Source organism: Anabaena sp. CA = ATCC 33047, from assembly GCF_963870205.1.
Lineage (GTDB): Bacteria > Cyanobacteriota > Cyanobacteriia > Cyanobacteriales > Nostocaceae > Trichormus.
In genome coordinates this window covers 76,020-102,856 of record NZ_CAWMSA010000073.1, presented here as the reverse complement: position 1 = coordinate 102,856, position 26,837 = coordinate 76,020, and the positions used below count along the sequence as shown (strand labels likewise).

Here is a 26,837-nt window from a genome sequence, read left to right as displayed (position 1 = left end):
CTACTCCCCCTGCTCCCCCTGCTCCCCCCACCCCAAGTCAGGGAAAATTAACTCAAAAGATGTGCTTTAGTCCTAAACTAAAATTATGATTTATGTTGTGTGGACAGTTTTTAGCATGATTGCGCTACATCAGCCACATCCAGAAGACATAAATTTCAGTCATAATTAGGTTGAGATTTTCAATTAGAATTGAAATATTAAATACAGAATTCCCGCATAAACTTAGCTATCCTCTGAGGTTTGATCGTGACTGTGAGCTTGCCTTCCCCGACTAGTCCCTCACAAACAGAGCAAAATAAACACTCTGCCAGTTCTACATCATCAGTTGTCACCCCGAAACGGGTAACAGGTGGTTCTGCACTACTGGATAGCCTCCTGCGCCACGGTGTTGAATATATTTTTGGCTATCCTGGTGGAGCTATACTACCAATCTATGACGACCTCTACAAAGTCGAAGCAACTGGCAGCATTAAACATATTCTAGTGAGGCACGAACAAGGGGCGGCTCATGCTGCTGATGGTTATGCCCGTGCGACTGGAAAAGTGGGTGTGTGCTTTGGTACTTCTGGCCCTGGAGCGACTAACTTGGTAACAGGTATCGCTACAGCATACATGGATTCGATTCCGATGGTGATTGTCACCGGACAAGTACCCCGGAAAATGATTGGTACAGATGCTTTCCAAGAAACAGATATTTACGGAATTACTCTACCCATAGTTAAACATTCCTATGTGGTACGTGACCCGGCTGATATGGCGCGGGTTGTGGCTGAGGCGTTCCACATTGCTAGTACAGGTCGTCCTGGGCCTGTGTTAATTGATGTGCCTAAAGATGTGGCGTTTGAAGAATTTGATTATGTGCCTGTAGAACCGGGTTCTGTGAAATTACCGGGTTATCGTCCGACTGTCAAGGGTAATCCTCGGCAAATCAACGCCGCAATTCAATTAATTCAAGAAAGCCGTCGTCCTTTACTTTACGTTGGTGGGGGTGCGATCGCATCCGGCGCACACGCTGAAATTCAAGAACTAGCAGAGTTATTCAACATCCCCGTCACTACCACCTTGATGGGTATCGGTGCATTTGATGAACACCATCCCCTGTCTGTGGGAATGTTGGGTATGCACGGTACTGCTTACGCTAACTTTGCGGTGACGGATTGTGATTTGCTGATTTGTGTCGGTGCCAGGTTTGATGACCGTGTAACTGGCAAGTTAGATGAATTCGCTTCCCGTGCTAAAGTAATTCATATCGACATCGACCCCGCAGAGGTGGGTAAAAACCGCGTCCCAGAAGTACCCATTGTTGGTGATGTGCGGAAGGTGTTAATTGACTTGTTGCGTCGCTGCAAACAAGCTAATATCAAACCCACACCTAACCAAACTACCGAATGGTTGAATTTAATTAACCGTTGGCGTGAAGAGTATCCTTTGGTAGTTCCACACCATGCTGACAGCATCTCACCGCAAGAGGTAATTGTAGAAGTCGGTAGCCAAGCACCCCAGGCTTTTTATACTACTGATGTTGGTCAACATCAAATGTGGTCGGCGCAATTCCTCAAGAATGGCCCTCGACGCTGGATTTCTAGCGCAGGTTTGGGAACTATGGGTTTTGGTTTACCTGCGGCTATTGGTGCGAAGGTGGCTTTTCCCGATGATGAAGTCGTTTGTATTAGCGGTGATGCTAGTTTTCAAATGTGTTTGCAAGAGTTGGGTACTGCTGCACAATATGGCATAAATGTCAAGACCGTAATTTTAAATAACGGTTGGCAGGGGATGGTACGCCAATGGCAACAAGCTTTCCACGGGGAACGCTATTCATGCTCAAATATGGAAGTAGGGATGCCAAATATTGAGTATTTGGCTAAAGCCTATGGAATTAAGGGGATAATAGTGACAGAGCGTGAACAGTTGAAGGATGCGATCGCCCAAATGTTAGCCCATAATGGCCCGGTAATTTTGGATGTTCACGTTACCAAAGACGAAAACTGTTATCCAATGGTAGCTCCTGGTAAGAGCAACGCTCAAATGATTGGTTTACCCAAGCAACCACCGAAAGCCAGTGTAGAACCAGTTTATTGTAGTCATTGCGGTACAAGCAACGCCTCTGACCATAAGTTCTGTTCTGAGTGCGGGACTAAGTTGTAGTTAGCGGCTGTGGTGATAATTTGAAGTCTTCAGTAGCAACCAGGAATTTGAGATAATTTCTGGTTGCTTGCTTTTTGCGGTGAAGAAACTGGATGGAATTGATATTGAACGCAGATGGACGCAGATAAACGCGGATAAAGACAGATAAATCAATCTATTTGATAATTATGAGCAACTTCACATAAAGTTGGTATTACCTATAAAGGGAATGGGGGAATTATGTAGAGACGTTGCATGCAACGTCTCTACATTTGTAGGGTTAACAGCTAGTTAGTGTTTTACTAACGAAACCTAACAAATGGTTACATTTAAGTACGATTTATGTCTACTGATTCACTGAAAAACCAGCCGCTCGCTAGACAATTTTGAGACTAGGGGAGCATAAACAGTGCTATTATTGATAGGTATTTAGGTGATAACCAAGCCTAAATACTTAATAGTAGGGTGAGATCCACCCGATCTTAAAGCCTGTAGACTGAGTAGTGCCGACACTTTCAGGATGAAGCAGGAAGAAAAAGCTACCTCGTGTTAGCATTAGTTAGCTTTTTTGGATCGGAATACGTTAATTCTCTTGTAGGATGGGCATCTTGCCCGTCCTAGCTTCGGGGCGGGCAAGATGCCCACCCCACAAGATGGATAATTTATTTGTTGGAAAGCCCTTATAGTTCTAAACTTGGGACATTAACCCAGTTACCAGTATTATGAGATTGATGAGATAAGTCCATCAATAATTGGGAGTAAACGCCTTCTTTGAGGGATGGTATGGTTTGCGTTTGGCTGTCTATTCCTTCTACCCATTGGTTAACTACTCTGAGAAATGCACAAATGCGTCCGTCTGGGTAATGTTGGGGGAATAATAATCTTTGGGGAATTTCGATTTCTTGCAGGGGTTGACCGGGCTGTGAACCCCAAACTTTAAATCCATGTATATAATCTTTTTGATTGTCGCTGCCTAAAACTAGAGTACCGCGATCGCCATACACTTCTACCCAATGGGTGCGGGAAGCATGAACTACAGAACTAATGGCAATTTGACAAGGTGTACCATTCGCTAATTCTAAAGACAGCAAACAAGTATCATCTGTCTCTACTGGTTTTATTTCACCGCTAGCAGGTTCTACCCTTGTAGAAATAGCAGTAGTTAAGTAGGCGTTTAATCTTTTGACTCCACCGAATAACCAATAGATATAATCAAAAGCATGAGAACCTAACGCACCTAATGCACCCCCTCCTTTCTCCTGAGATGAGTACCAATTCCAAGGGCGAGAACTATCGGCACGAGAAGAACCTAACCAATCTATTCTAATTAAACGTTGGTTTCCTACATAGTCGGTTGTCAATAATTCCGCGAACAGTTGCCACGCAGGAACAAAACGAAACTCAAAGTCTACAGTAGCAATCACACCTTTCGCTTTGGCTAATTCATACAATTCTTTCGCTTCAGCAAAATTTAAAGTTACGGGTTTTTCTAATAATAAATGTTTCCCGGCTTGCAATACTTGCTTTGCCATTTCATAATGGAGAAACGGCGGTGTAGAAATGCTGACTGCTTGCACTGTTGGTAAAGTGAGAATATCAGCCAGGGTATCACAAGCATGGGGAATATTATGAGCTTCTGCAATGGCTTTGGCTTTATTAATATCTCGGTGATAAATCGCAACTATTTCTGTGCGATGATGGGCTTGAAATGCGGGAATGTGGACTTTTTGACCAAATCCAGTCCCAACAATTGCTACTCCAATTTTACCCTGATTTGTTTGTATGCCAGAAACCATATATCTTATTGGTTAAATTTACTCTGTATTTCATAAGTCAGCATACAGAAAAAAGGGGCATTAGTCATTAGTCATTAGTTATTAGTCATTAGTTATTAGTTTTTCTCCCCCAGTCCCTTCCAGTCCCCATTACCTCAAGACTCGCATGGTGAAGGGATAGCGGTAATGTTGTCCATTATAGGCTTTGGTGGCTGCAAAGGTGACTAAAAATAATTGTAATAACAGTAGGGCGAATATAAAAGATATCCAAATTAATACTAGGGTGTCTAAAACTGTTGTGACTTGATTGACTTCACCGTTAGTTGTAACGGCAATACCACAACTGGTGAGAACTAATAGTAAGGATATTACTATGACAATTACTATATAAAAGGTGAGGGTGATTTGAAAATTGAGCGATTCTTTACCCTGAAAATCTACCCAAGGATATTTGACTTTTCTCAATTGCCAAATTGTGAACGGTATTAAGATATTTAAGGGCAGAAATAAAGGAATACCCCAGAAGACTAAGGTACATAAAAGTATCCATGCTAATAATGCTGAGAGATGACACAACATAGCCCAGATACGCATTTGTTGTAGGTGTGTTTCTCTCATGGCTGTTTATCTGATGTGGATTGATAAAGAATGCTTATCCACATTAACAATAAAAAAACACCACCAACAGCCTAGAATCTCAAAATTTCTCGGTCATAATTTTCGGGATGAGGTTCTATTTCCCAGACTATACCTTCGCCAGTATCTAGGGCAACTTCAACGTAGAGTTGTTCGACTGCGGTTGTGGCTATGTCTTCGTTGTTGGGAAAGGGTTGTAAGTCTTCTGTCAGCAGTCTGAGTTTAAAACCGCCGGGAATAACTGCGCCTAGGGTGGCATTTCGTAACTCAAACCGCCAGTAGGGTGCTTCTGATTCGCCTTGGGGTGAAATTAATAGTTCGTAGGTTTGTCCAGCGATCGCCAACCTCCGAGATAATGTTACTGTTGGTTGTACTGCTTCTACACTCCTAGCAGCCGCACTTAATTGTAAGTTCCATCTTCCCCAACCTATCGCCTCAGCTATTTGAGAAACTCCGTTTTCTAACCATTGCACAACTGAACGCTGTTCTGCAAGCCCTAAGCGGCGTTCATACAGGCTAGTGCGCCAACCACCATGTTCTATGAGTCCCCCCCACATCTCAAAAGGCACGGCTAACCGGGGGTTGATAACTTCGGGGTTGCCTAAACGAGTAATTAAGTTTTGGGCTTGGGTTAGGGGTATGCTGGCTAAGGGTGCAACTTGGCTACGTGTGGCTATTTGTGAACAAAATTGTAACTCTACAGGTAGCACGCTGATGTCAGTTGTCATCTGACTCGCATCTATAGTATAAGTGCGATCGCCTGCATCATATCTACCTTGATTCTTCAATACTGCATGGGTACTATAACCCCAAACCCTCACATAACCCCCATCCGCTTCTACTTGCACCGCTAAATAATAATCTCCCACCCAGCTAGGTAAATCTACCCATTCTTGCGGTACACGCAACTCACTGCAATCAATAGTTTCACTGGGAACTAAGATAAATCTAGTTCCGTCTAATGTGATGGCAGTTCCATTTACCAGTTCCCAAATGCTGGCTAGAGAATTGGTATGAGGCCAAATCTTTGCTTGGGGTGTAAAATCTTCTTGCAACCACGGCAAGACTGCACTCAAGCATTTTTCGTTTAAGTCGGCTTGATACCAAGCACTCGGATGGGAAAAAGACTGATTGACTTGATTTTCGGGATGGTTTGGAATTTCTAAAATCAAGTCGCTGGTATCAGCAAAGGTAAAAACGCTAGGGTTTGCAGTCATGGCACATAGTCCGAATCACTTCAAAATTCACAAGTTCAGATTTAGCCTAGAGTTCTAGGTTGCTAGCTTTGGAATGAGCATAATTTAGGAATGAGAGACATTATAGTGATTCTGTAACCAGTCTTCTATTAATGTACTCATATCCTTGAGTATGTCTGGTGTCAAGGAAATATGCAGGGTATCTTGACTCCAGCTTGCCAAAGTCCGCAATAAAGTTTCTTTAACTTTTGTCAATCTCCGGGATACGGTGTATTGTTTTATATCTAATTGTTGAGCGATCGCATCCTGATTCAGCTTTTGATTATAGTATAAAATTAAAATCTGTTGGACTTGAGATTCTAGTTGAGAAATCGCTGAAACTAACACTTGATTAATTGCTAATTTTTGCGAATTTCTGGCTTGTTCTTCTTCCTGGGCAATGATTTCTTGTATTAAAGATGGTTGTTCTGTACCTGGGAGATTATCCAAAACTTCCGAGGAATTATCATCACCCTTAGTTATATTTAGTGAGTCTGGGGTGGGATAAAGATACTTACGTACAGCTTTCGCCGCATTCAATAGCCATTTTTCTAGAGTTTGGGGATTGGCTGAGGGTGTGTTTTGGGCGTTGTAGGCTTGAGCGATCGCTTCCCAGGTGGTATCATCTGGACGAGCCAATTGACGGGAGTTAGCCGCTTTTGTCGGCACATACAGGGTTTTAAAACAATTCCAAGCCTGGATATATGCCCTAACTTCCGTTGGAGATAAACCAGCATTTTGCAAAGATTCCCCTAACCGCTTTTGGCTAGTTTTGCGTAACAAACCCCAATCTGTGCAGATATCAACTTCTTGACGTTGGCGTAGGGTTTCGCGGATGGCACTCCCAAAAATAATGCTGGCGTAGTTTTTCAGAGTGCTGCTGTGACTGGGATTAAAGGCTGTGAGGACTCGATCAACTTGGGCGATCGCCACTTGAAAACAGTCTGACAGCTTATACTGTGTACTGGTAAAACTAGCGGCTGTTTTTTGGGATATCCAATAACAAGATTCTTGCAGATAAGCTGTGAGATGTTGCTTGGCTAAAGATTGAGTTTCGGGAAGCTGCCAAAACTTAAACCAATACAACGTCCAAAAATATTCCGAAGTTTCCTTGGGGGTTTGCTGGAGACAAGTTTGGATACTACGACGCAAACGTGATTCTATCGCCCATCGATGGAAGCGATCGCCATCAAACTGCACAAAAGTCGAAAAAATTTCCATGATACTTTGCCGAGGTTGCATAAAAAACTCGCAGCCAACCTAATAAGACAACAGCAGGAGTTAAACAACACCTGCACAAACTTTACTACAAGGCAAAAGTATCATGTTTCGCCTCAGACTTAAATCTTTAACACTTGCTAGCATAGTTGCTGTCACCTCTGCAACTCCTGTTTTTGCCCAAGTTCCCATAGTACAAGACTTGCGATTAACGCCAACCACAAATTTTAATTGTGGCCCCCATTTGCGTACTTACATCGTCAAACCTCTGGATAATCGCCAAGGCTTTGGTATCCGTTGTGTCAAATTTAGCAGAAGTAGACGAGGAACAGCTATCCCGCGATTAGCTTGGTATGGCGAAGGTAACTGGAGGGGTGCAACCTACCGCCACGTAGGACAAGCTATATATAGAGGTAGGAATCTTGTGGGTTTTGCCTCAGATATTCACGGAAACGGCGAAGATATCAACAACAACTTCCCAGGAAATTTAAATGTACAAATTTTGGGTAGTGGTTCAACAATTCGTGTCACTGGTGCATGGAATGAACAATGGCAATTAGTCAGAACCACCAATTATAGACCTTTACCCAGACCAAAAACCTGTGGTAGATACTTTGATGAATATCAAGTATCTGATCTCGCAGGTAAACGCAGAGGTGAAGGCTTGCGTTGTGTTCTGCAAGTAGGGCCAAAAAACACTACTTGGTTTGGTAACGGTAATTGGGGAGGTTCTACCTATTCCCATCTAGGAACCCGTGCCGTTAATGGTTACGGTGCTAGTGATATTTGTGGTACTAATTTCGGTAGTATTTGTAATACCTTTGGTTGGGGTTCCTTGAAATTAACACCTGTTCCTGGTGGCGTGAATGTAACAGGGGCTTGGAGTGAAAAGTGGCGGTAATTAATGCAAAATTGAAAATTGTTTTGCTAATATCTGGCACCATCATTAATCACTGTAGGGTGGGCATTGCCCACAATGAAAAAATCAGGTTTTGAGCGAATTTTTAGCAATGCCCACCGCATAAAACCTAGGTGTTAAATTAAACCAGGGCCTTTTCCTCTAACATCATTTTGTTCTGTTAATTCGCCTTCTTTATCTTCATTCACTTCTGCTAATTCTTGCATTCGTGCGGCGGCATCTTCTTCTGCTTTTTGGGTGGCATCACCAGGAACTTCATAATACATTTCCGGTTCAATAGGATAGTTATTTAATAAACCTTCCTTGTCTACTGTGTAGCCATCTGTAGTGTGAATACTTGCAGCATTTGTTTGATCATCTGTAGGTGCGGCTGCTTCTCTTTCTTCTGTGGGGACTGTTTTATATAAATCTCCTTCTCTTTCTTTGCGGGCAGCAGTTTCAGCAGGTACAATATTTCTATCATAAGTATCTACTTCTGCTCTTGCAGACGAATCTATTGCTTTATTAACTGCTTCATTTGCCATAATCTACCTCCTCAATTAAAAATTTGTTAAAACTTCGAGAACTAGATTAGGCTTTTTCACTTATTGAATCTACTATCTTGAGAGGTGTTATAAAAATAAAATTAATAATTTTATCTATCTCAAGATATATACAGTCCTAAATATTTTCTAAAAAAAATAAATACCCAACTTCTTCCAGAAATTGAGTATCTGCGGTAGTTAATACCAGTTCTCTATAATGATGTAGAGACGTTGCATGCAACGTCTCTACAAACCAGAATAAAATGTTAACCAAAAAATTGGCTTTTCACTGAGTTAATTTCTGCTACCAATTCTTTGCGATTTGAAGCTTTGAGCAGATAACGGAAGATAAACCAAGTTGAGTAACTAAGTCCAATCACTTCAAAAATTGGCTCTAACAGAGGAATATCGTTGATGGCATCTAATAAAGCTAGTAATACTTTCAGTGTGACTAACACTGATAGGATTAATAAAACTGTGACAATGGGGCGGTTATATTCTTGATAAAAATTACCTACATAAGCAGGTAGTTTCGCCAATAAATCAGCTACTTGCTTTGCTATTTGCTGCCATTGAGAACTGGTGTCAGTGGCAGGTGGTAGCTTAGGTACATTCACATTATCTGCCTTGGGCAATGCTATTGTACCTTGTGGTAAATTGGTGTTTAAGGATTCCATTGGCTGTTGTTCTGTTTCCATAATTTTTCTACTTTGGTAATTACAAGAGTTTTGATCAGATGTAAATAAACATAATCATTTGCGTTGTCAATTGTCAATGAAACTAGGTTATTAGTTATACTGACTACTGAGAGTCAGGGTCATTAGTTATATTTATTTACATTCATCTAATTTTTTAGCAATTCAATATAATCTACTTGAACGATCGCGGTTTAAAATCGTAGTGGCAGATTGAATCAGTAAATCTCATATTCCTCCACACCACAGCGATGTAAAATTACCTCGGCTTGCGAGATTTCTGCATTTGTGCCATCTATCATCATTAAATAGTGTCCTTGTCGTACACGCCCTTCATAAACTCTGGCTCGTTCTTCTGGGATTCCTAAACTAATCAACCCACCTAGTAAACCGCCAGTTACAGCACCAATACTAGCACCAGCCAGAGTAGTTGCGATCGCTGTTGCTGTTGCACCTGCCAGGATTACCGGGCCAATACCAGGAATTGCTATTGTACCAAGACCAATTAATAAACCGCCTAAACCACCTAATACACCCCCAGAAATTACTCCCATTCTTACACCTTCGTCAACCTGTTCCTGCATTTGCAACTCAGGACTGACAAATTTACCGTCTTCATCCCGCGCAATTACAGAAACTCTATCCATTGGAAAGCCAATATTTTTCAATTCATGTAGTGCTTTTTCAAAGTCTTGATGGCGAGAAAATACACCTACAGCACGTTTACGTATATCTATAACCATTCTGCTTTCTCCTAAATATATCCAACAAATAAATATTTAATTTTAAATATTTAATTTTTTCAATTTTTATCAACACTATTTCTTATATTTAATAATTTTGTTCTGCAATTCCTCAACCTCTTGGTTGAATATATATGTCTATCATTAGTTGTAATTTAGTCGATATGAATCAATTTATTTTTGTTAAGTAATGTAAATTCATGTAAGGACTAAAGTCCTTATTACAAACCTTTAATTATTTATGATATTATCCTTGTGATTTGCGGCGATGCACTGCTGAAACTTCGCTTAAACTATGATTTTTTCTTTGTGTGCAGTGCATTGCCCTACTATGATTGAGAATGCTGTAAGTTGAAGTATAACTTTTGATATGTCAAATTACTACCTACGAAAGTGTAAGGTAACTGGAATTAATAAATAGACTGATGAATAAGTCATTTCTTGCTGAAATGAATATTTCATCTATCGGTCGTCAGAGATAAAATACTATGTTTCAAATTTGGGAAAAGCTATGGCTATCTCTTGGTATAGTACCTGCAACGAGATGGCCGGATTTTATCGCACCTGTAGAACCTGTTGCTGTTTTTTCTGGTTCTAAATTTTTAGTGGCTTTTTTAGCTGGTACTTTAATGGCGGTGGCATTTCATTTATTATTAACTAACCTCTCTGTCGCTGCTAGAATATCTACTTTAGGTACTGATGTTTATCCTGAGTCAGATTCAGAAACTTTTGGCGGTAAAATTCGCAAAGTTGAGGCTAAAGTCGGTACTTGGAGCATTATAAGTGCCAGTATAGCTTTATTTGCTGCTTGTTTTTTAGCAGTCAAACTGACTTTAATTGAAAGTGCTTTGTTAGGAGCTATTATTGGTGTGGTGATTTGGTCTACCTATTTCTTATTGGTAGCATGGTTGAGTTCATCGGCAGTAGGCTCTTTACTAGGTTCTATCATTAGCACTGTTAATTCTGGTTTACAGTCGTTAATGGGAACAGCAACTACAGTTATTGGTGCTGGTGCTGCACAAAGACAAGCTGTGTCTACTGCTGAAGAAATTACAGCCGCAGTGCGACGAGAATTAACTGCTGGTTTGGATGCGGAAAGTATTACTAATACTTTGAAAAATTCTTTGTCGGCGTTACCCACACCAAAATTAGATTTAGGAGAAGTTCGCAGTCAGTTTGATAAAATCTTGAGTGATGTAGATTGGCGTTCGCTACAGGCGGGGCGTAGCCCATCGCTTGCTGAGGGTGACGTACTCAAAAATGTTAATCGCCAAACTTTTGTAGATTTAATTAGCGATCGCACCAATTTATCTAAGTCAGATATTAACAACATCGCTGACCAATTAAACGCCGCTTGGCAACAAACTTTTTCACGCCGCAACCCTACAGAACAAGTCATTAATTTACTACAATCTGCTACCCCCGAAGAGTTAAAATCAGAAAATTTAGGCGCAAGATTACAGCAGTTAGTGACTGTCGGTAAAGGCGGTAATGGTCGTAATGGTGTCCTCAAGCAAGCTATGCAGTTTGGGGTAGGTGCTGCTATTCCTGCTGTTTTAGACCGAGTGGATATTTCTGATATTGATGTCGATAGAATCAGCCACCAATTACAACAGTTAAAAGATAAGGTTCAAGATATCGACGTTGATAGAATTACTCACCAACTACAAGAACTCAGAGATAAAACCACTGAGCAAATAACGTCACGATTTACAGCACCAACTGACAACACCATCAAAACAGATGTTAAAGACTACATCTTAAATTCTTTTCCTTGGCATTTCAACCGCATCACCATTAGAAATGAGTTTCCAGAAGTCATTTATGACCCCGAAGCAGACCCAACAAATGTGCGTCAGCAACTAGAAAAAATCCAACCAGATGATTTTGTGACCTGGTTGCAACAACGAGGCGACCTCAACGAAACTAAAATTACAGAAATTTCACAGCAGATGGACAGCATCCGCCAAGAAATTCTAGAAACTGTACATCATTCTGAAATAGCGGAAAAAGGTCAAGAAATTCGTCTTCGCATTGAAAATTATCTGCGTGCAACTGGTAAAGACCAACTGAAACCAGAGGCGATTCAACGAGATTTTACGAATTTATTAAGAGAATTCGAGGATGAATTCGCCGATTTTAGCACTCGCTTACAGGGTTTTGACCGGGAAGCTTTTGTACAGCTACTTTTGCAACGTCAAGACTTTAGCGAGGAGGAAGCTAATAATATTGTTAGTCAATTGGAAGGTATCCGCGATGATTTCTTAAATCAAGCCAGAGAAAGACAAGAACAAGCCACAGCTAGAGTTAATCAACTATGGCAAAGAGTAGAAGACTATCTCCGAAATACTAACAAAGATGAGTTAAATCCTGAAGGTATCAGACGCGATTTTCAAGCGTTGTTGCAAGATCCCCAAGTAGGAATTAGACAAATCAGATCACGTTTATCTGAGGTTGATCGTGATACGTTTGTAAAATTGCTCAGTCAGCGTCAAGATTTGAGCGAGGAGCAAATTAATCAAATTATTGATCAGTTAGAATCTGTGAGGGATAATGTTTTACAAGCACCACAAGCGGCTTTAGAACAAGCTAGAGAACAATATGACCGCACGATCACAGCTATTGGTGACTATCTCCGCAATACTAATTTAGAGGAACTCAACCCCGAAGGTATTAGACGCGATTTAGAAACTTTATTCAATCAGCCGCGAGAAGGTGCGGAAGCATTACGCAACAGGTTGGCGCAAGTTGACCGCGAAACTTTGGTTAAACTCCTCAGTCAACGCCGAGATTTGAGCGAAGAGCAAGTTAATCAGACAATTGACCAAGTACAAGATGCGATTCGCAACATTATCAGAACTCCCCGCAGTTTAGCACAACGCGCTACCCAACGGGTGGGGAATTTTGCCGCTAGTTTGGAAGACTATCTACGTCACACCAACAAAGAAGAACTCAACCCTGAAGGTATTAAACGCGATTTAAGATTACTGTTGCAAGACCCGCGCTTTGGCATAGAAAATTTAAGCGATCGCCTGGCTAAATTTGACCGTTCTACAATGGTGGCATTATTGTCGCAACGTGAGGACATTTCCCAAGAGGAAGCTAACCGCATTGTTGAACAAATCGAGTCAACTCGTCATACTATTGTCGAGCAAATCCAGCAACTCCAGCAACGGGTACAGTCAGCCATTGACCAAATTTTTGCCAGGATACGCAACTATCTAGATTCTTTAGAACGTCCCGAACTCAGCTATGAGGGTATTAGGCAAGATTTTACTAAATTGTTTGATGATCCACAAGTGGGATTTGAGGCTTTGCGCGATCGCCTGAGTCATTTTAACCGTGATACCCTAGTAGCTATCTTAAGCTCTCGTGAGGATATTTCCCCAGAAGACGCTAACCGTATTATCAACCAAATCGAAGCCGCACGGGATAGCGTACTGCACCGCACCCAACGCATTCAGGAAGAAACCCAAAAACGCCTGAAAGCTGTACAACAGCAAATGAGAAAGCAAGCCGAAGAAACTAAAAGAACCGTTGCGAGTGCGGCTTGGTGGCTATTTGGTACGGCGTTGACTTCGCTGGTTGCCAGTGTAATTGCTGGTATCGTAGCCGTGACTGGTTTACCTTTACCTGGCTGATACAACAGTTTTCGACTAATTAAATCATTTGTAGAGACGTTGCATGCAACGTCTCTACATTTTTTTGTGGTTTATTGACGTGCAAATTTCTGTATATTTCTGCTGACGCACCCTACAGCAAACTGATTTGTTTGCATAATTCTTGGTGGTGCTGGCGATATATATCACAAATATGTTGTAATCGCCTGATGGATATTACTGATATGATATCAGCGATCGCCTATTTTTAAAAAATATAAATTATACCTAGTATTTTGTATAAGTATCAGTTATGATTGTCTTGTGGTGGGGAGTGTAAATTATGCTAGAGAAACTGTTTTTAGCAGCCATCCTAACATTGACTTTCTGTTTATTTACACAAGTGTATGGCTGGCCTGCGATAGAGATGACTGAACAAATAAATATATACTACAACCAGGTGATGACTCTGAACGAAATTGATCAATAACTTAGGTCTTTACGGAGGGCAATCAGTTCAGGTAACACCTATCATAAACTTGGGTATAAATTTGTATGGGTTAATTTGAATACAGAGCAGATAATCACCTAAGAGATTATGAAAAACCTAATTTTGACCACCTCCGTATTTTTAACTACTATTAGTCTGACAGCCACTGCTCAAGCCGCTAACCCCGAACATCTCCGACAGTTATTGTCTACAAAACAATGTCAAAATTGTGACTTAACTGGCGCAGGTTTAGTCATGGCTGACTTATCAGGAGCGAATTTAAGCGGCGCAAACCTGGCAGGTGCTAATTTAAGTCGCGCCAACTTAAGCGGTGCTGATTTGCGGGGAGCTAACTTAGGTGGTGCGGGTTTATTTGGTGCAAACTTGAGCAATGCTAAACTAGGCGGTGCAAATCTCGCTAGTGCTGACTTGAGAAGTAGTTATCTCGCAAATACAGAATTTACTGGTGCTTATTTAGAAGGGACAAACTTTCAAGGTGCGCTAGGTATCCCGTTACAAATTGCCACAGCAGAACAGTTTTATGCTTGGGGTGTCGCGGAAGCACAAAAAGGCAATCAAAAGCAAGCTATCGATTATTTTAATCAGGCGATCGCCTCTCAACCAGAATACGCAGGTGCATACTTAGCCCGTGGTATTGCTAAATTTCAAATATTTGACCGTCAAGGCGCATTCCAAGATGCACAAACGGCGGAAAAACTGTTTACCACTCAGCAAAACGCCACCGGAACACAAACCGCCCAAGCTTTTATCAAAGAACTGCAAACCCCCTACACAGAAAAAATCAGCGCAGGTAAACCTAGTTTCTTTGACTTTGTAGGTAGTCTCGGTTCGGTGTTACTGCAATTTCTGCCTTTTTAAACGCGGAGTGGCGCGGAGGTAACGCGGAGGAACGCGGAGAGGATGAGGGAAGGGAGGGAAGGGAGGAAGAAAGACTAATGACTAATGACTAATGACTAATGACTCTATCTACTGACTTGTGGACAGCAAACCAAGACTTGGCCGCAGCTTGCTTAAAGCATCCTTTTGTGCAAGGCATTGGTAACGGTACTCTAGAACAGAGCAAATTTGCTTATTATGTAGGACAAGATGCTTTTTTCCTAGAAGCCTTTGCTCGCGCCTATAGTGTTGCTGCGGCTAAAGCTCCTGACTGGGCAGGTTTCACCACTTTTCACGCTTTAGCTGGGGGAGTTTTACAAGAATTGCGACTGCATGAAAGCTATGCGGCTCAGTGGGGGGTGAATTTAAAGTCTGTAGAACCGGGAATGGCTACCCGTCGTTACACTGATTTTTTATTAGCTACTGCTTGGGGTGGGGATGTCGGTTTAACTGCGGCGGCGATGTCTCCCTGTATGCGTCTGTATGCTTTTTTGGGGGAACAGTTAGCTAGTCATGGCATTCCTGAGCATCAATATGCTGACTGGATTCGTACTTATAGTAGTGCTGATTTTTTGCCGTTGACACAGCAATTAGATTCTTTGGTGGAGAATTACGCTACAGTTACAGCGTCAACTCACTCAACTTATCGTTATGCGATGTCATGCGAACTGGAATTTTTTCAGGCTGCATGGATGGTTGTTTGAATTTTTTAAACGCGGAGGAGCGCGGAGGTAACGCGGAGGAACGCGGAGAGGATGAGGGAGGGGAGGGAAGCTCTTAAGGGCAGGTTTTTAATAAAGTAATGAGTGAGGACTGTAAGGTTCACGAAATAATCAGAATTTCATCCACCCGTACACCCTTACACCCCTACACCCCTACACCCTAAAACCAGTATTTTTGGGCGCAGTGTAAAAAACCTGCCCTTGAAAGGGGGAGGGAAGGGAGGCAGAAAAATTTTTACCCAGTCCCTTCCAGTCCCCAATCCCCCATAAGCGTGAGAAAATTTGATATACAATCGCAACACAAGCGGTTACGGTACGGAAGGAAAAACGATGTCGGATAATTTTAGAAGTAAGGTTGTCACTCAAGGGGTGCAGCGATCGCCAAATCGCGCTATGCTTCGTGCGGTGGGTTTTCAAGATGAAGACTTTACCAAAGCAATTGTCGGTATTTCTAATGCTTACAGCACTATCACCCCTTGTAATATGGGGATTAATAAGTTAGCACTTAGAGCCGAAGCTGGTATTAGACAGGCTGGTGCGATGCCGCAAATGTTCGGCACAATTACTATTAGTGACGGTATTTCAATGGGAACTGAGGGGATGAAATACTCCCTGGTGTCACGCGAAGTTATTGCTGACTCTATTGAAACCGCTTGTAATGGTCAAAGTATGGATGGTGTAATTGCCATCGGTGGCTGTGATAAAAATATGCCAGGGGCAATGATTGCTATGGCGCGGATGAATATCCCTGCTATCTTTGTCTATGGTGGTACGATTAAACCTGGACATTACAACGGTAAAGACTTAACTGTTGTGAGTTCTTTTGAAGCTGTGGGTGAATACAGTGCCGGTAAGATTGACGATGATGAACTGTTAGCAGTTGAACGTCAAGCTTGTCCTGGTGCTGGTTCTTGTGGTGGGATGTACACCGCCAATACCATGTCCTCAGCCTTTGAAGCTATGGGGATGAGCTTACCTTATTCTTCCACTATGTCGGCGGAAGATGATGAGAAAGCTGATAGTACCGAAGAATCAGGTAAGGTATTAGTAGAAGCGATTCGCAAGCAACTTTTACCCCGGCAAATTATCACCCGTAAATCTATAGAAAATGCTATTTCTGTCATTATGGCGGTGGGTGGTTCTACCAATGCAGTATTACATTTTCTGGCGATCGCTCGCGCTGCTGGTGTAGAATTAAATCTAGATGACTTTGAAACTATCCGTGGTCGTGTCCCCGTTTTGTGTGATTTGAAACCAAGCGGTCGTTATGTCGCCACAGATTTACATCGAGTTGGTGGTATTCCCCAAGTCATGAAAATGTTGCTGGTGCATGGTTTACTCCACGGTGACTGTATCACTATCACCGGGAAAACCATCGCCGAAGTCTTAGCAGACATACCCGACGAACCACCCGCTAACCAAGATGTGATTCGTCCTTGGGATAACCCCATGTATCCCCAAGGTCATTTAGCCATCCTCAAGGGTAATCTGGCATCAGAGGGAGCAGTAGCAAAAATTACAGGTGTTAAAAAGCCCAGCATTACCGGGCCAGCACGGGTATTTGATTCTGAAGAAGAATCTTTAGATGCCATCCTCGCAGGTAAAATTAAAGCAGGTGATGTAATTATCATCCGCTACGAAGGCCCCAAAGGCGGCCCCGGTATGCGGGAAATGCTAGCCCCTACCTCAGCAATTATCGGTGCTGGTTTAGGCGACGCTGTAGGTTTAATTACCGATGGGCGTTTCTCTGGCGGTACTTACGGGATGGTAGTCGGACACGTTGCACCAGAAGCAGCCGTTGGCGGTAATATTGCCCTAGTAGAAGAAGGTGATAGCATTACCATTGATGCACATTCCCGCCTCTTGCAAATTAACGTTTCTGATGAAGAATTAGCCCGTCGTCGCGCTAACTGGAAACCCCGTCCACCCCGTTACACCAAAGGTATCTTAGGCAAATATGCCAAATTGGTAGCGTCTAGCAGCGTCGGCGCAGTCACGGATTTAGACTTATTTAATGAATAGTCTATAATTCTTGACTAAAAGATGAGCCGTGTCTTTGGTAACACCTGAAAATAGAGTTTTCCAAGTCTCGGACTCATCTTTTTTTGTCAGGACTTACGCAACTGCCATATTAGTAGGGTGCGTCAGATATCAAACATAAATTTATTGACAACATTTAACCAGTCCGACGCACCCTACAAGACATATTGAATGTCACACTTACGTAAGTCCTAATTATGTACTTTCAAATCACTTGATAGATGAAAAACAATCAAATTCCTCCCGGAAGTTTTGGTTTACCAATATTAGGTGAATCGGTTTCATTTCTGTTTGACTATAAATTTATTGAAAAGCGATATCATCGCTATGGCGATATTTTTAAAACTCATCTTTTTGGCAGACCTACTGTGGTGATGGCTGGCCCAAAAGCTGTAGAATTTGTGCTTTCTAGCCATATTGAGCATTTTTCTTGGCGTGAAGGATGGCCGGAAAACTTTAAAATCTTGCTGGGCGAATCATTATTTTTACAAGATGGTGAAGAACACCGCAGAAATCGCCGTTTAATGATGCCAGCTTTGCATGGGCCAGCCTTAGCTAATTATGTGTCTACAATGGCAGATATTACACAAAACTATCTCAAAAAATGGGAAAAAAAACAAGAATTTACTTGGTTTGATGAATATAAACAATTAACATTTGATATTGCTAGTCAATTATTATTGGGTACTAAACCTGGTGCAGAATGTGTCCGTCTGAGTCAGTTATTTAACACACTGAGCAATGGACTATTTGCTATTAATCTTTTACCCTTACCATTTACCAAATTTAACAAAGCTCTAGCCGCACGTAATCAGATTTTAGAGCATTTAACGCAGGTAGTCAGGGAACGTCAGCAAAAACCTACAAAAGATGCTTTGAGTTTATTAGTACAAGCTCAAGATGAAGATGGTAACAGTTTACGTGAGAAAGAATTAATCGCCCAAGCTGTGCTTTTATTGTTTGCAGGACATGAAACTACAACTTCGATGTTGACTTGGTTATGTGTAGAATTAGCCCGTCATCCAGAAGTTATGCAACGCGCTAGAGAGGAACAATTACAGCTTGCTAGTCAAGGTGAATTAAGCTTAGAACAGTTAGGGAAAATGCCCTATTTAGAGCAAATTTTATTAGAAATTGAAAGATTACATCAACCTGTAGGGGGCGGTTTTCGTGGTGTAATTAAAGACTTTGAATTTAATGGGTTTCATGTACCTGCTGGTTGGCAACTCTTGTACTCAATTTTGATGACTCACAACCTAGAGGAAATTTACCCAGAACCAGAACGTTTTGATCCAGAACGTTTCAGTCCCCAGCGTCAAGAACATAAACAGTATCCTTTTAGTTTAATTGGTTTTGGGGGCGGGCCACGCATTTGTATTGGTCTAGCTTTTGCCAAAATGGAAATGAAAATTGTTGCAGCCCATCTTTTACGCAGTTATGATTGGGAAATATTGCCTAATCAAAGTTTAGATACAGCGCGAATTCCCACAAATCGCCCTAAAGATGGGTTGCGGGTTCGGTTTCAGCCTTTGTAAAATATGAAAAACTTCCCATAGACACCAATATGTCCACAGAAGTATTGCAAAGTTGGCAAACAGTTGTCAACTCTGCACAGCAATTCGGGGAATCTTTACAAGAAACTGCTACGAAAACCATTGATCATGCTAAAGGTTATGTAGACCAAAATTTGCAAGTGGCTGATCAATTTAAAGCGACAACATCCACAGCTATTCAAACAGCAATATCAGCTTCTATTCATGACTGGCTAGTACAACACCCAGGATTTTTAAGGCTAGTACAAATTCTAGCTTGGGGAACTAATCACCCAATTATCAGTTTAATAATTTTGCTGTTTGGGCTAACACTCATCTGGAGTATAATTAAAGCAATTATGCGCTTGATTGAGACTGCTAGTTGGTCAATTCTGCAAGTACCATTAAAATTTATTGTCGCTTTCATTAAAGTTAGTTTTTTCTCTTTAAGCAAACTCGGCATTTTTGCTTTTAAAAACTTTACTCATAACCAGACAATAGATAACACACCTGATTTATTATCTCCTAATTATCAAACATTTACCCCAGATAAACAGCAAAGACTAGCTGAAATTTCCCGTCGTTTAGACGAAATTCAGCAAGAACAAAAAGAACTGTTACAAGAAGCCGCTAGTTTAATTGCTGATGATACCATAGATATCAAAATCGCAGAAGTCAATTTAACCAGTAGTAGAGACGTTGCATGCAACGTCTCTACTTAAGCGCGAAAAGGACAATACCCTACTTCCTACTGGACTGACACAAATTCTCTATGAAGTTGTATCAAATAAATCATGTAGAGACGTTGCATGCAACGTCTCTACAGTGCAGAATAAAGTGCATATTCATCAAGACGTAGTGGACTACAATTTAATTAGGTGATAATTGGGTAATTATCTCATCTTGATTACCTGTTAAATATTGAGCAAATCTCTGTGCTAACGGTGGTACAAAAACTAGAGGGTTGCTAAATCCAGAGAAAATATGCACCCCTGGAAATCCTGGGATGCTACCAATTAAAGGGAGACTATTACTACTAAATGCTACTAAACAATGATGCCATGTTCCCGGCAAGTTACCTAACGCTGGTAAAACTTTCTTAATACTTTGTCTTAACCAATATTCACTTTCTTGTGCATTGACTTGAGCATCAGCATCTGTGAGAATACGACTGATTTGACCCAGACGTAAACTACCATCGAGAAATTGAACTGCACCAGCATCTAATATCGGTGATACTGGTTGATGACTCGGTTGATTCCACAATTGATCATCTTGAGTTGATGCAGATTCTAATTGAAATCTTTGCAGATGCGCTGGCATAATTAAGCTGCGTAGCTGTAAATCAACGGGTGCAGTGGCGATAATTTCTGCATGGGTAAAATACAGCTTGATGGGAATACCTGCGGCTTTTAGTAACTGTCGGCTGAGTCCACCAGCACATACTACCACATTCGCGCTGTGATAAGTTCCGTTAGTTGTGTTTACGCCATTTGCTAAGATTTGCACGACTTCGGCTATTTCTAGCTTACCACCATGACGGATAAAGGCTTGAATATAGGCTTGTGCGGTTTTTTCTGGATGAATATGTCCGTGTTTGACAGTTAAAGCACCGGCGATCGCCTCTCGATTTAACAGTGGTTCTAATTCACAAGCTTCTGATATACTCAGTAAATGCGGAGGTACTGCACACTGAGCATACAATTTCGCTGTTGCTTGCGGGTCACTGTCTGCGCTGATGGTGAGTAATAAGTCTAATTCTCGTAACTCAATATCAGCGTTTAATTCTGAAGACAAAACTTGATAACGCGCGATCGCTTCCTGGCATAATTGACGAGTAAGTGGTGTAGTTCCAGACCAATAAGCTAAACCACCATAACTGTAACGGGTTGCATTTTCTGGTTTTGCGTCTTTTTCCAGTAACAATACGCTAAATCCTGTTTTGACTAATTCATAAGCAAGTGCAGCACCCGTAATACCACTACCAATTACAATCAAGTCATAGGTTTTCATTTAGTATACCTGTTGTATAAATATTTTTTTTGTTTCGCGCAAAGGCGCATTCGCCGCAAGGCGTTCTCGCAGAGTAGACGCAAAGAATAAGGTGACAAGAAGGACTTTTGCAAGCAGTCTAGTATGTTGCTTGTAGACGACTTAAGAGATATTCTCCCGCAAGGATAGGAGGATAAATTGCTGGTTGTTGTTTTGTGCAAGTTTCCAAACAAGTAATTTCTGTGTCATCATTTGGATGACAGAAAAACGCTAGAGAATAACGCGACTGTTTGATTCTTTCATCATTGGGAATCATGACTCTATGCTTAGTTGAACAAAATACATGATTTGTCCATCGCTGCATTAAATCACCCGTATTTACTAACACTGTACCAGGTATTACGGGTGCTGCAATCCATTCTCCCTGAGTTGTCTGCACTTCTAACCCGCCGATGTTATCTTGAAATAATAAAGTAATACTCCCATAATCGGAATGTTCCCCAGCACGCACTTGTCCCGCTTGGGGTGATGTTTGCAATGGTGGATAATGTAGCAGTCGCAATGTATGATGATGTTGATTGTGTCTGGTGGTGAAAAAGTCTGCTGGTAATTTTAAGGCTAAAGCAAAAGCTTGGAGTACAGTATTCGCTAATTCTGTACAAGCTTGATAAAATGCAAGAATTACCGGATTTTGTGCTGGTGAAACAGAAGATAACCCAGGTTTAAATAATTCTTGATTGTTGATATTAAACGCTTCTTTTAAATCTCCTGGTTGTTCAGGGTTAAGGCGTTCTCTTTCTACACCAACATAACCTATATTACTAAATTCATCACTCCAGGCTAACTGTTGCTTGATAGCTAAAGGTGAGTTAAAGAAAGATTGACTCAGTGAGAAAACTTCTTTTAATAAGTCTGGAGAAATTCCGGTATTTTGTAAATACATGAAACCAATTTCATGACAAGCTTGATAAATTTGTTTAACTACGGTTTGCTGGTTGGCTGTATGATTATGTTTAAACTCTGCTAAATCAATTAGTGGAATTATCATACTTTTAATCAGTAAGTCGGTGGGAATAAATATAATTATGTTAAGTAATGTAAACTTATGGAAATCGCTTTCGTAGTAAGGACTTTAGTCCTTAAATAAGGACTGAAGTCCTTACTACAAACTTTAATTATTTACACTGTGTTACTTAACATTGCTTTTAAACCTATGATTATTCGCCGTGAAATACAATGGAATCGGAGGGTTCAGAGGAAGAAAAACTAATGACTAATGACTAATAACTAATGACTAATGACTAATAACTAATGACCAATGACTATTAACTATTAACTTTATTCTTAGCTTTTAATTGTGGGTAAGCAATGCGTTTATGATGGAATTGTTGCCAAACTTCTACGAAGATTTCAGCGATTTGTGTCATTTCTTCCCTTGTTAATCCTGAATCTCTCAGTTGATTATCTTGCCATCTAGCACGGAAAATATTATTGAGCATGGTGAAAGCTTGCTCAGGATTCACATCTTTGAGCGATCGCAGTGCAGCTTCACAAGCATCCGCTAACATCACAATCCCGGTTTCCCGTGATTGGGGAATCGGGCCATCATACCGAAAATCAACTTCATTTACCTCAATGCTGGGGTCTGCTTGCGCCATTTGTTGCGCTTGATGATAAAAATACGCTATCAGCATTGTACCCTGATGTTCGGGAATAAACGCTTGAATCGCTGTTGGTAAGCGGTGTTTCCGCGCCATGACTAAGCCTTCGCTAACGTGCTTTTTGATGATTTCTGCACTTTTCCAAGGATCTTGTATCTCTGTTTCGTGTTTGTTCGGCCCGCCCATTTGATTCTCAATAAATCCTAAAGGGTCGTGCATTTTGCCGATATCATGATATAATGTCCCAGCCCTGACTAATTCCACATTACATCCTAATTTTTTCGCTGCCGCTTCCGCTAGGGTGGCTACTGATAATGTGTGTTGAAAAGTTCCTGGTGTTTCTGTGGCTAGGCGTTTGAGTAAGGGACGATTGGGATTTGCTAATTCTGCTAACCGAATCGGGGTAACTACATCAAATAACTTTTCTAGATAGGGACTCAAGCCTAAAGCCACAATACTCCAAGCCAAACCAGATAAAACTAATAATCCTGCTGCTTGCAGCACAATATACCAAGCTGAACCAAAGGCGGCACCAATCAGGAGTTTCATAATTAAGTAAACACCACCTTGAGTCAAGGCGATCGCTACACCCAACAGCGCGAATTCTTCCCGCGATCGCAATCTTTGAGCAATACAACTACCCAAAATTCCGCCCACAGCACCAGCTAAGAGTGTAATTGCACTCACTTCTAAGCTTACTGGTAACAACAGCAACAGTAATACTATGACTGTCACCCCCAAGCTACGCCCATAAAAGCTACCCAACAGCAACCCTACACCCCCCCAAGTAGTGTAAGGTAAACCCATCGCCAGCACTCCAGGGGTACTCAGGGTTAATAGTAAAACTAATAAGTGATCCCGTTGTCGCAAGTGGTATTTAATATTTCTTTCTACCAACACAAAAGTACCAATTGCTCCCGTCACTAAAGTTGCTAATTGCAGCAACCCTAGCCAGTTATTTTCTCGGCGAATCAGTTGATAATGCTCTAGTATTTCAAAATGCTGTTGTGTAATCCTGTCTCCCTTATTGACAATGATCTGACCTCGCTTGACATTAATTAACACAGGTGTAACATCAGCTGCGGCTTGTTGCGCTTGTTTTATGCTTTGTTCTTCGTCTTTTTTTAAATTAGGCTCTAAGACGGCTAGCAACACTTTGCTGGCTAAAGCTTCCGCATTTTTAGGTACAAAAGCTTGTACTTGTAAGCTGACGGCATTTCTTAAAATACTATCTGGTAATCCCCAAGGAATACCTTGGGTAAGAATGCGTTCTGCACTTTGATGAATTCCTGCTTGTGTTTTTGTCCACTCATGATCTGGCAATTGCAGCAGGACTGTTTGATTGTAGACTGTTTGTGTGGTAATCGTATTCAGTCTGAGTAGTTGAGCATGGGCTTGGCTGTATGCTTGACGAGCTTGAGTAATCCGAGCTAAAAGTGTGGATAAGTTCTGCTCGCTAGTGGTGATGCGATAAGCTACTAATTCGGCTAATGCTTGCGTCAACTCACTTTTGCTAGCAATATTAACGGTTTGATTGCCCTGATTTTGACTGTTTTGACTGCTGGTAAATTTATTGTTCCTAGCAGGTTGATTGATTGTATTTTGTCTTTGGATAGCAGTATTTTCAATAGAGGTTAATAACGCCTGCCATTCCGACTCAGAGCAAGAGCGTAGATAATGCTGGGTAGGTATAGACAACACCGAAGCATCGTAAAACGGAAAAGAACCAGCTATGTTACGAATGGTGTTACCTTCATCTAGGATTTTTTGTAACTGTTGATTGATATTTTCAGTAATTTCCGCATCAATCATTAATACTGGTGTGGAAGCTTTACTGGCATTTTTGCGTTTATCTGCGGTTCGCGTCTTATCTTCAATCGTGTCAGCATAAGGCGCGTTAATTGTCTGCGGTGCAATAGTTCCTACTTTTAATTGGGGTTGGTTGTATAATTTATTTCCTATTACACCAGTCAGTGATACAACTGCGATCGCTAAAATCAACGAAGAACGCTTTTCGTGTGCCCAGGCTAGACCTACTGCATCAATCCTACTTTGATTTTTGCCCAATTTTGTCATTGCTCTGAGGTCTATTTTGCGTTTTTGGTGTTCGCTATTGTAACTATTTTTTAATAAATTGAAGAGTATATTTTTGAGGACAAATTTTGGGGATGCGTTCCTAGAGGTTTGACGTTTTTCATGTACACTCACAAGAAATCTACCTTTACGGCTAATTAATTTATACCTTCGCCGCCAATGGCTCAATTGCTGATTTAAAGACTGAAAAAATAGCTGTCTTTTCATTACCTCTAGCCGTAAACAAGAAGCAGGGGAGCGGAGGGAGCAGGGGAGATGTTTCCCCACAATTCTCTAATTTTGTAGGCGTAAGCCTAGCCGTAGGCTATGGGTGAATGTTCAGTGACTCTCACCCATGCTCAACGCGCCCGGATGACGCGAGGAGCTGCATAAACGCAAGGTGAAGCTTGTCCATCAGACATAACACATTCTTCTGCTTGAGATTCTAGAGCATTGAGAGCAGGATCATACACTCCCGACCAAACAGCCGCCAGTGCATCAGCCAATTCTAGCATTGGCGAAATTTGGCTCAGTTCGTCGGTGGTTGCATCTGCTGATACCAGTGCAACTCTCCAATTGACAGGAATACTGACACTGCTGTTATAAGTTCCAGATAAAACACCAGTGATAGCACTGATAGTTGGGGAATGTAAAATCCTCGGTTTTTGTCGCCAGCTACCATGCTCAGGATTAGCCCGTGAAACCGCTAACCGAAAGTCTTCTAAGGTACTGAGAAAGTAGTAAAAAGCCAGAGAAACGCTCAGAATTAGCTTGTCTTCTCTATCCAACTCGGCTTGTACTCTTTCTAACCCTGCTGAGGCTGCTAACAAATTATGTAATTTAATTAAGTTTTGTGGGATTGAGGTAGGAGTCTCGCCAATAAAGGTAATGATTTGTGGGATTAAGGTTTGGGGTTGTAGTTTTTCTGTGAGTGATTGCGCGATCGCATACCCTATAGCTAGAATACTATCCCTCACCACTAGATTGTCATGCCATTTTGACAGTCTCAGTAAATTTTGGTGTAGTTTTACTGGATTGTCATGAAAAAACAATGATATGGGAATTGAGGCGAAAATTACTGTTTTCGGCTTTAAATCCGTAAATTTATGTGGATAAAGCTCTAACCAATTATCTATATCTAATTTGCCCAGTTTAATTAAACTCGTAGCACCGGGAACTACTGCTTGAGCCAAGTCAGAATGAATCTGCTGGTTTGCCTGGTGCATCTGCGCTAAGGTTTCCCCTAGTAATCCGCCCAGTAAAGCACCTCGGAACCGATTTACAAGTGAATAACGCATAGTCTCCAGAAGTAAAAAGTTAAAAGTTAGTTATTTTACCTTTTTACTTTTAACTTTTTACTGAGTTACATGATGCACCAAAGCTTGTAAACCTAACAGGTAACTTTGTACACCAAACCCACTGATTTGACCAATGACTACCGGGGCTATGTAGGAATGATGGCGGAACTCTTCTCTGCGGTAAATGTTACTGAGATGCACTTCTACCGTCGGTATATTTACAGCAGCGATCGCATCTCTTAACGCCACACTCGTATGAGTATAAGCCCCGGCATTTATCAGAATTCCTTGATGTTTTCCTAATGCCTCATGAATTGCATCCACCAACACGCCTTCATGATTTGACTGCACAGGAAAAACCTGTGCTTGTAAATTTTTTCCTGCTGCTTCTAACAGACAGTTAATTTCTGCCAAGGTAGTAGAACCATAAACTCCTGGTTCTCGTTGTCCCAGCAAATTTAGGTTTGGCCCATGCAGCACCAAAATACTTAAATGTTTTCCTGTCAATTATTACACCTGCGGCCTCTTATCTACGACGCGATCGCTCATCTACAGGGATCGGAATCAGTTCTGGTTCCGGCTCTACTTCAGGCCCTAGTAGGGCTTCAATCAGCTTACGCGCCAATTCTTTTAGCTTTTCCAGTACCTTATCTATATAGTCCAT

The 26,837-nt window shown here is 41.4% G+C and carries 21 protein-coding genes; 8 read left to right on the top strand and 13 right to left on the bottom strand.

The features are described 5' to 3' along the window. Nucleotides 1–246 precede the first annotated feature (246 nt). Entirely contained in the window at nucleotides 247–2,145 is a 1,899-nt protein-coding gene (ilvB, locus tag AACS98_RS21780) for a biosynthetic-type acetolactate synthase large subunit (RefSeq protein WP_066383985.1), read from the top strand. 659 nt (nucleotides 2,146–2,804) lie between these two features. Here the strand turns inward: ilvB and AACS98_RS21775 are convergent. The 4 genes from AACS98_RS21775 to AACS98_RS21760 all read right to left on the bottom strand — a co-directional run bounded on the left by AACS98_RS21775 (nucleotide 2,805) and on the right by AACS98_RS21760 (nucleotide 7,012). Then, nucleotides 2,805–3,920 carry a Gfo/Idh/MocA family protein gene (locus tag AACS98_RS21775; protein ID WP_066383983.1) on the bottom strand — a complete coding sequence of 372 codons (1,116 nt, stop codon included), beginning with the start codon at nucleotides 3,918–3,920 and terminating at the stop codon, nucleotides 2,805–2,807. 129 nt (nucleotides 3,921–4,049) lie between these two features. Next, nucleotides 4,050–4,517 carry a DUF4870 domain-containing protein gene (locus AACS98_RS21770; RefSeq protein WP_066383981.1) on the bottom strand — a complete coding sequence of 156 codons (468 nt, stop codon included), beginning with the start codon at nucleotides 4,515–4,517 and terminating at the stop codon, nucleotides 4,050–4,052. 71 nt (nucleotides 4,518–4,588) lie between these two features. Further along, nucleotides 4,589–5,752 (bottom strand): DUF1822 family protein, encoded by a 1,164-nt coding sequence (locus tag AACS98_RS21765; RefSeq protein WP_066383979.1) that lies wholly within the window; start codon nucleotides 5,750–5,752, stop codon nucleotides 4,589–4,591. Nucleotides 5,753–5,836: 84 nt separating this feature from the next. Beyond that, nucleotides 5,837–7,012 (bottom strand): sigma-70 family RNA polymerase sigma factor, encoded by a 1,176-nt coding sequence (locus tag AACS98_RS21760; protein ID WP_066383978.1) that lies wholly within the window; start codon nucleotides 7,010–7,012, stop codon nucleotides 5,837–5,839. 82 nt (nucleotides 7,013–7,094) lie between these two features. Here AACS98_RS21760 and AACS98_RS21755 point away from each other — a divergent pair, with 82 nt between their 5' ends. Next, entirely contained in the window at nucleotides 7,095–7,889 is a 795-nt protein-coding gene (locus AACS98_RS21755) for a hypothetical protein (protein WP_066383975.1), read from the top strand. Between the two features lie 134 nt (nucleotides 7,890–8,023). Here the strand turns inward: AACS98_RS21755 and AACS98_RS21750 are convergent, their stop codons facing one another. The 3 genes from AACS98_RS21750 to AACS98_RS21740 all read right to left on the bottom strand — a co-directional run bounded on the left by AACS98_RS21750 (nucleotide 8,024) and on the right by AACS98_RS21740 (nucleotide 9,869). Further along, nucleotides 8,024–8,431 carry a hypothetical protein gene (locus tag AACS98_RS21750; protein WP_066383972.1) on the bottom strand — a complete coding sequence of 136 codons (408 nt, stop codon included), beginning with the start codon at nucleotides 8,429–8,431 and terminating at the stop codon, nucleotides 8,024–8,026. Between the two features lie 266 nt (nucleotides 8,432–8,697). After that, nucleotides 8,698–9,129 carry a CAAD domain-containing protein gene (locus tag AACS98_RS21745; RefSeq protein WP_066383969.1) on the bottom strand — a complete coding sequence of 144 codons (432 nt, stop codon included), beginning with the start codon at nucleotides 9,127–9,129 and terminating at the stop codon, nucleotides 8,698–8,700. Nucleotides 9,130–9,344: 215 nt separating this feature from the next. Then, nucleotides 9,345–9,869, bottom strand: coding sequence for a signal transduction histidine kinase LytS (locus AACS98_RS21740; RefSeq protein ID WP_066383966.1), 525 nt, complete (start codon nucleotides 9,867–9,869; stop codon nucleotides 9,345–9,347). A 488-nt stretch (nucleotides 9,870–10,357) separates the two neighbouring features. Between AACS98_RS21740 and AACS98_RS21735 the strand changes: the two genes are divergently transcribed. The 6 genes from AACS98_RS21735 (at nucleotide 10,358) to AACS98_RS21710 (ending at nucleotide 19,871) form a co-directional block, all read left to right on the top strand. After that, nucleotides 10,358–13,510, top strand: a complete 3,153-nt coding sequence (locus AACS98_RS21735; protein WP_066383964.1) for a hypothetical protein — start codon at nucleotides 10,358–10,360, stop codon at nucleotides 13,508–13,510. 556 nt (nucleotides 13,511–14,066) lie between these two features. After that, nucleotides 14,067–14,837 carry a pentapeptide repeat-containing protein gene (locus AACS98_RS21730; RefSeq protein ID WP_066383963.1) on the top strand — a complete coding sequence of 257 codons (771 nt, stop codon included), beginning with the start codon at nucleotides 14,067–14,069 and terminating at the stop codon, nucleotides 14,835–14,837. A 98-nt stretch (nucleotides 14,838–14,935) separates the two neighbouring features. After that, on the top strand, nucleotides 14,936–15,559 hold the full coding sequence (locus AACS98_RS21725) for a TenA family protein (protein ID WP_066383958.1): 624 nt from the start codon (nucleotides 14,936–14,938) through the stop codon (nucleotides 15,557–15,559). Between the two features lie 348 nt (nucleotides 15,560–15,907). Beyond that, nucleotides 15,908–17,599: a dihydroxy-acid dehydratase gene (gene ilvD, locus AACS98_RS21720; protein ID WP_066383956.1), complete on the top strand. Its 1,692-nt coding sequence runs from the start codon at nucleotides 15,908–15,910 to the stop codon at nucleotides 17,597–17,599. A gap of 239 nt (nucleotides 17,600–17,838) precedes the next feature. After that, a complete protein-coding gene (locus tag AACS98_RS21715; protein WP_066383954.1) occupies nucleotides 17,839–19,152 on the top strand; it encodes a cytochrome P450 in 1,314 nt (437 codons plus the stop codon). Between the two features lie 29 nt (nucleotides 19,153–19,181). Next, a complete protein-coding gene (locus tag AACS98_RS21710) occupies nucleotides 19,182–19,871 on the top strand; it encodes a hypothetical protein (RefSeq protein WP_066383950.1) in 690 nt (229 codons plus the stop codon). 148 nt (nucleotides 19,872–20,019) lie between these two features. Here the strand turns inward: AACS98_RS21710 and AACS98_RS21705 are convergent, their stop codons facing one another. From AACS98_RS21705 to AACS98_RS21680, 6 genes are all read right to left on the bottom strand, one after another. Further along, on the bottom strand, nucleotides 20,020–21,162 hold the full coding sequence (locus AACS98_RS21705) for an NAD(P)/FAD-dependent oxidoreductase (protein ID WP_066383947.1): 1,143 nt from the start codon (nucleotides 21,160–21,162) through the stop codon (nucleotides 20,020–20,022). A gap of 118 nt (nucleotides 21,163–21,280) precedes the next feature. Next, entirely contained in the window at nucleotides 21,281–22,189 is a 909-nt protein-coding gene (locus AACS98_RS21700) for an isopenicillin N synthase family dioxygenase (RefSeq protein ID WP_066383945.1), read from the bottom strand. A 277-nt stretch (nucleotides 22,190–22,466) separates the two neighbouring features. Beyond that, nucleotides 22,467–25,103 carry an HD family phosphohydrolase gene (locus tag AACS98_RS21695; RefSeq protein ID WP_066383943.1) on the bottom strand — a complete coding sequence of 879 codons (2,637 nt, stop codon included), beginning with the start codon at nucleotides 25,101–25,103 and terminating at the stop codon, nucleotides 22,467–22,469. Between the two features lie 131 nt (nucleotides 25,104–25,234). Continuing rightward, nucleotides 25,235–26,173 carry a hypothetical protein gene (locus tag AACS98_RS21690; RefSeq protein ID WP_066383940.1) on the bottom strand — a complete coding sequence of 313 codons (939 nt, stop codon included), beginning with the start codon at nucleotides 26,171–26,173 and terminating at the stop codon, nucleotides 25,235–25,237. A gap of 57 nt (nucleotides 26,174–26,230) precedes the next feature. Beyond that, nucleotides 26,231–26,680 carry a type II 3-dehydroquinate dehydratase gene (gene aroQ, locus AACS98_RS21685; protein WP_066383937.1) on the bottom strand — a complete coding sequence of 150 codons (450 nt, stop codon included), beginning with the start codon at nucleotides 26,678–26,680 and terminating at the stop codon, nucleotides 26,231–26,233. A 19-nt stretch (nucleotides 26,681–26,699) separates the two neighbouring features. Further along, nucleotides 26,700–26,837 carry a hypothetical protein gene (locus AACS98_RS21680; protein ID WP_197480108.1) on the bottom strand — a complete coding sequence of 46 codons (138 nt, stop codon included), beginning with the start codon at nucleotides 26,835–26,837 and terminating at the stop codon, nucleotides 26,700–26,702.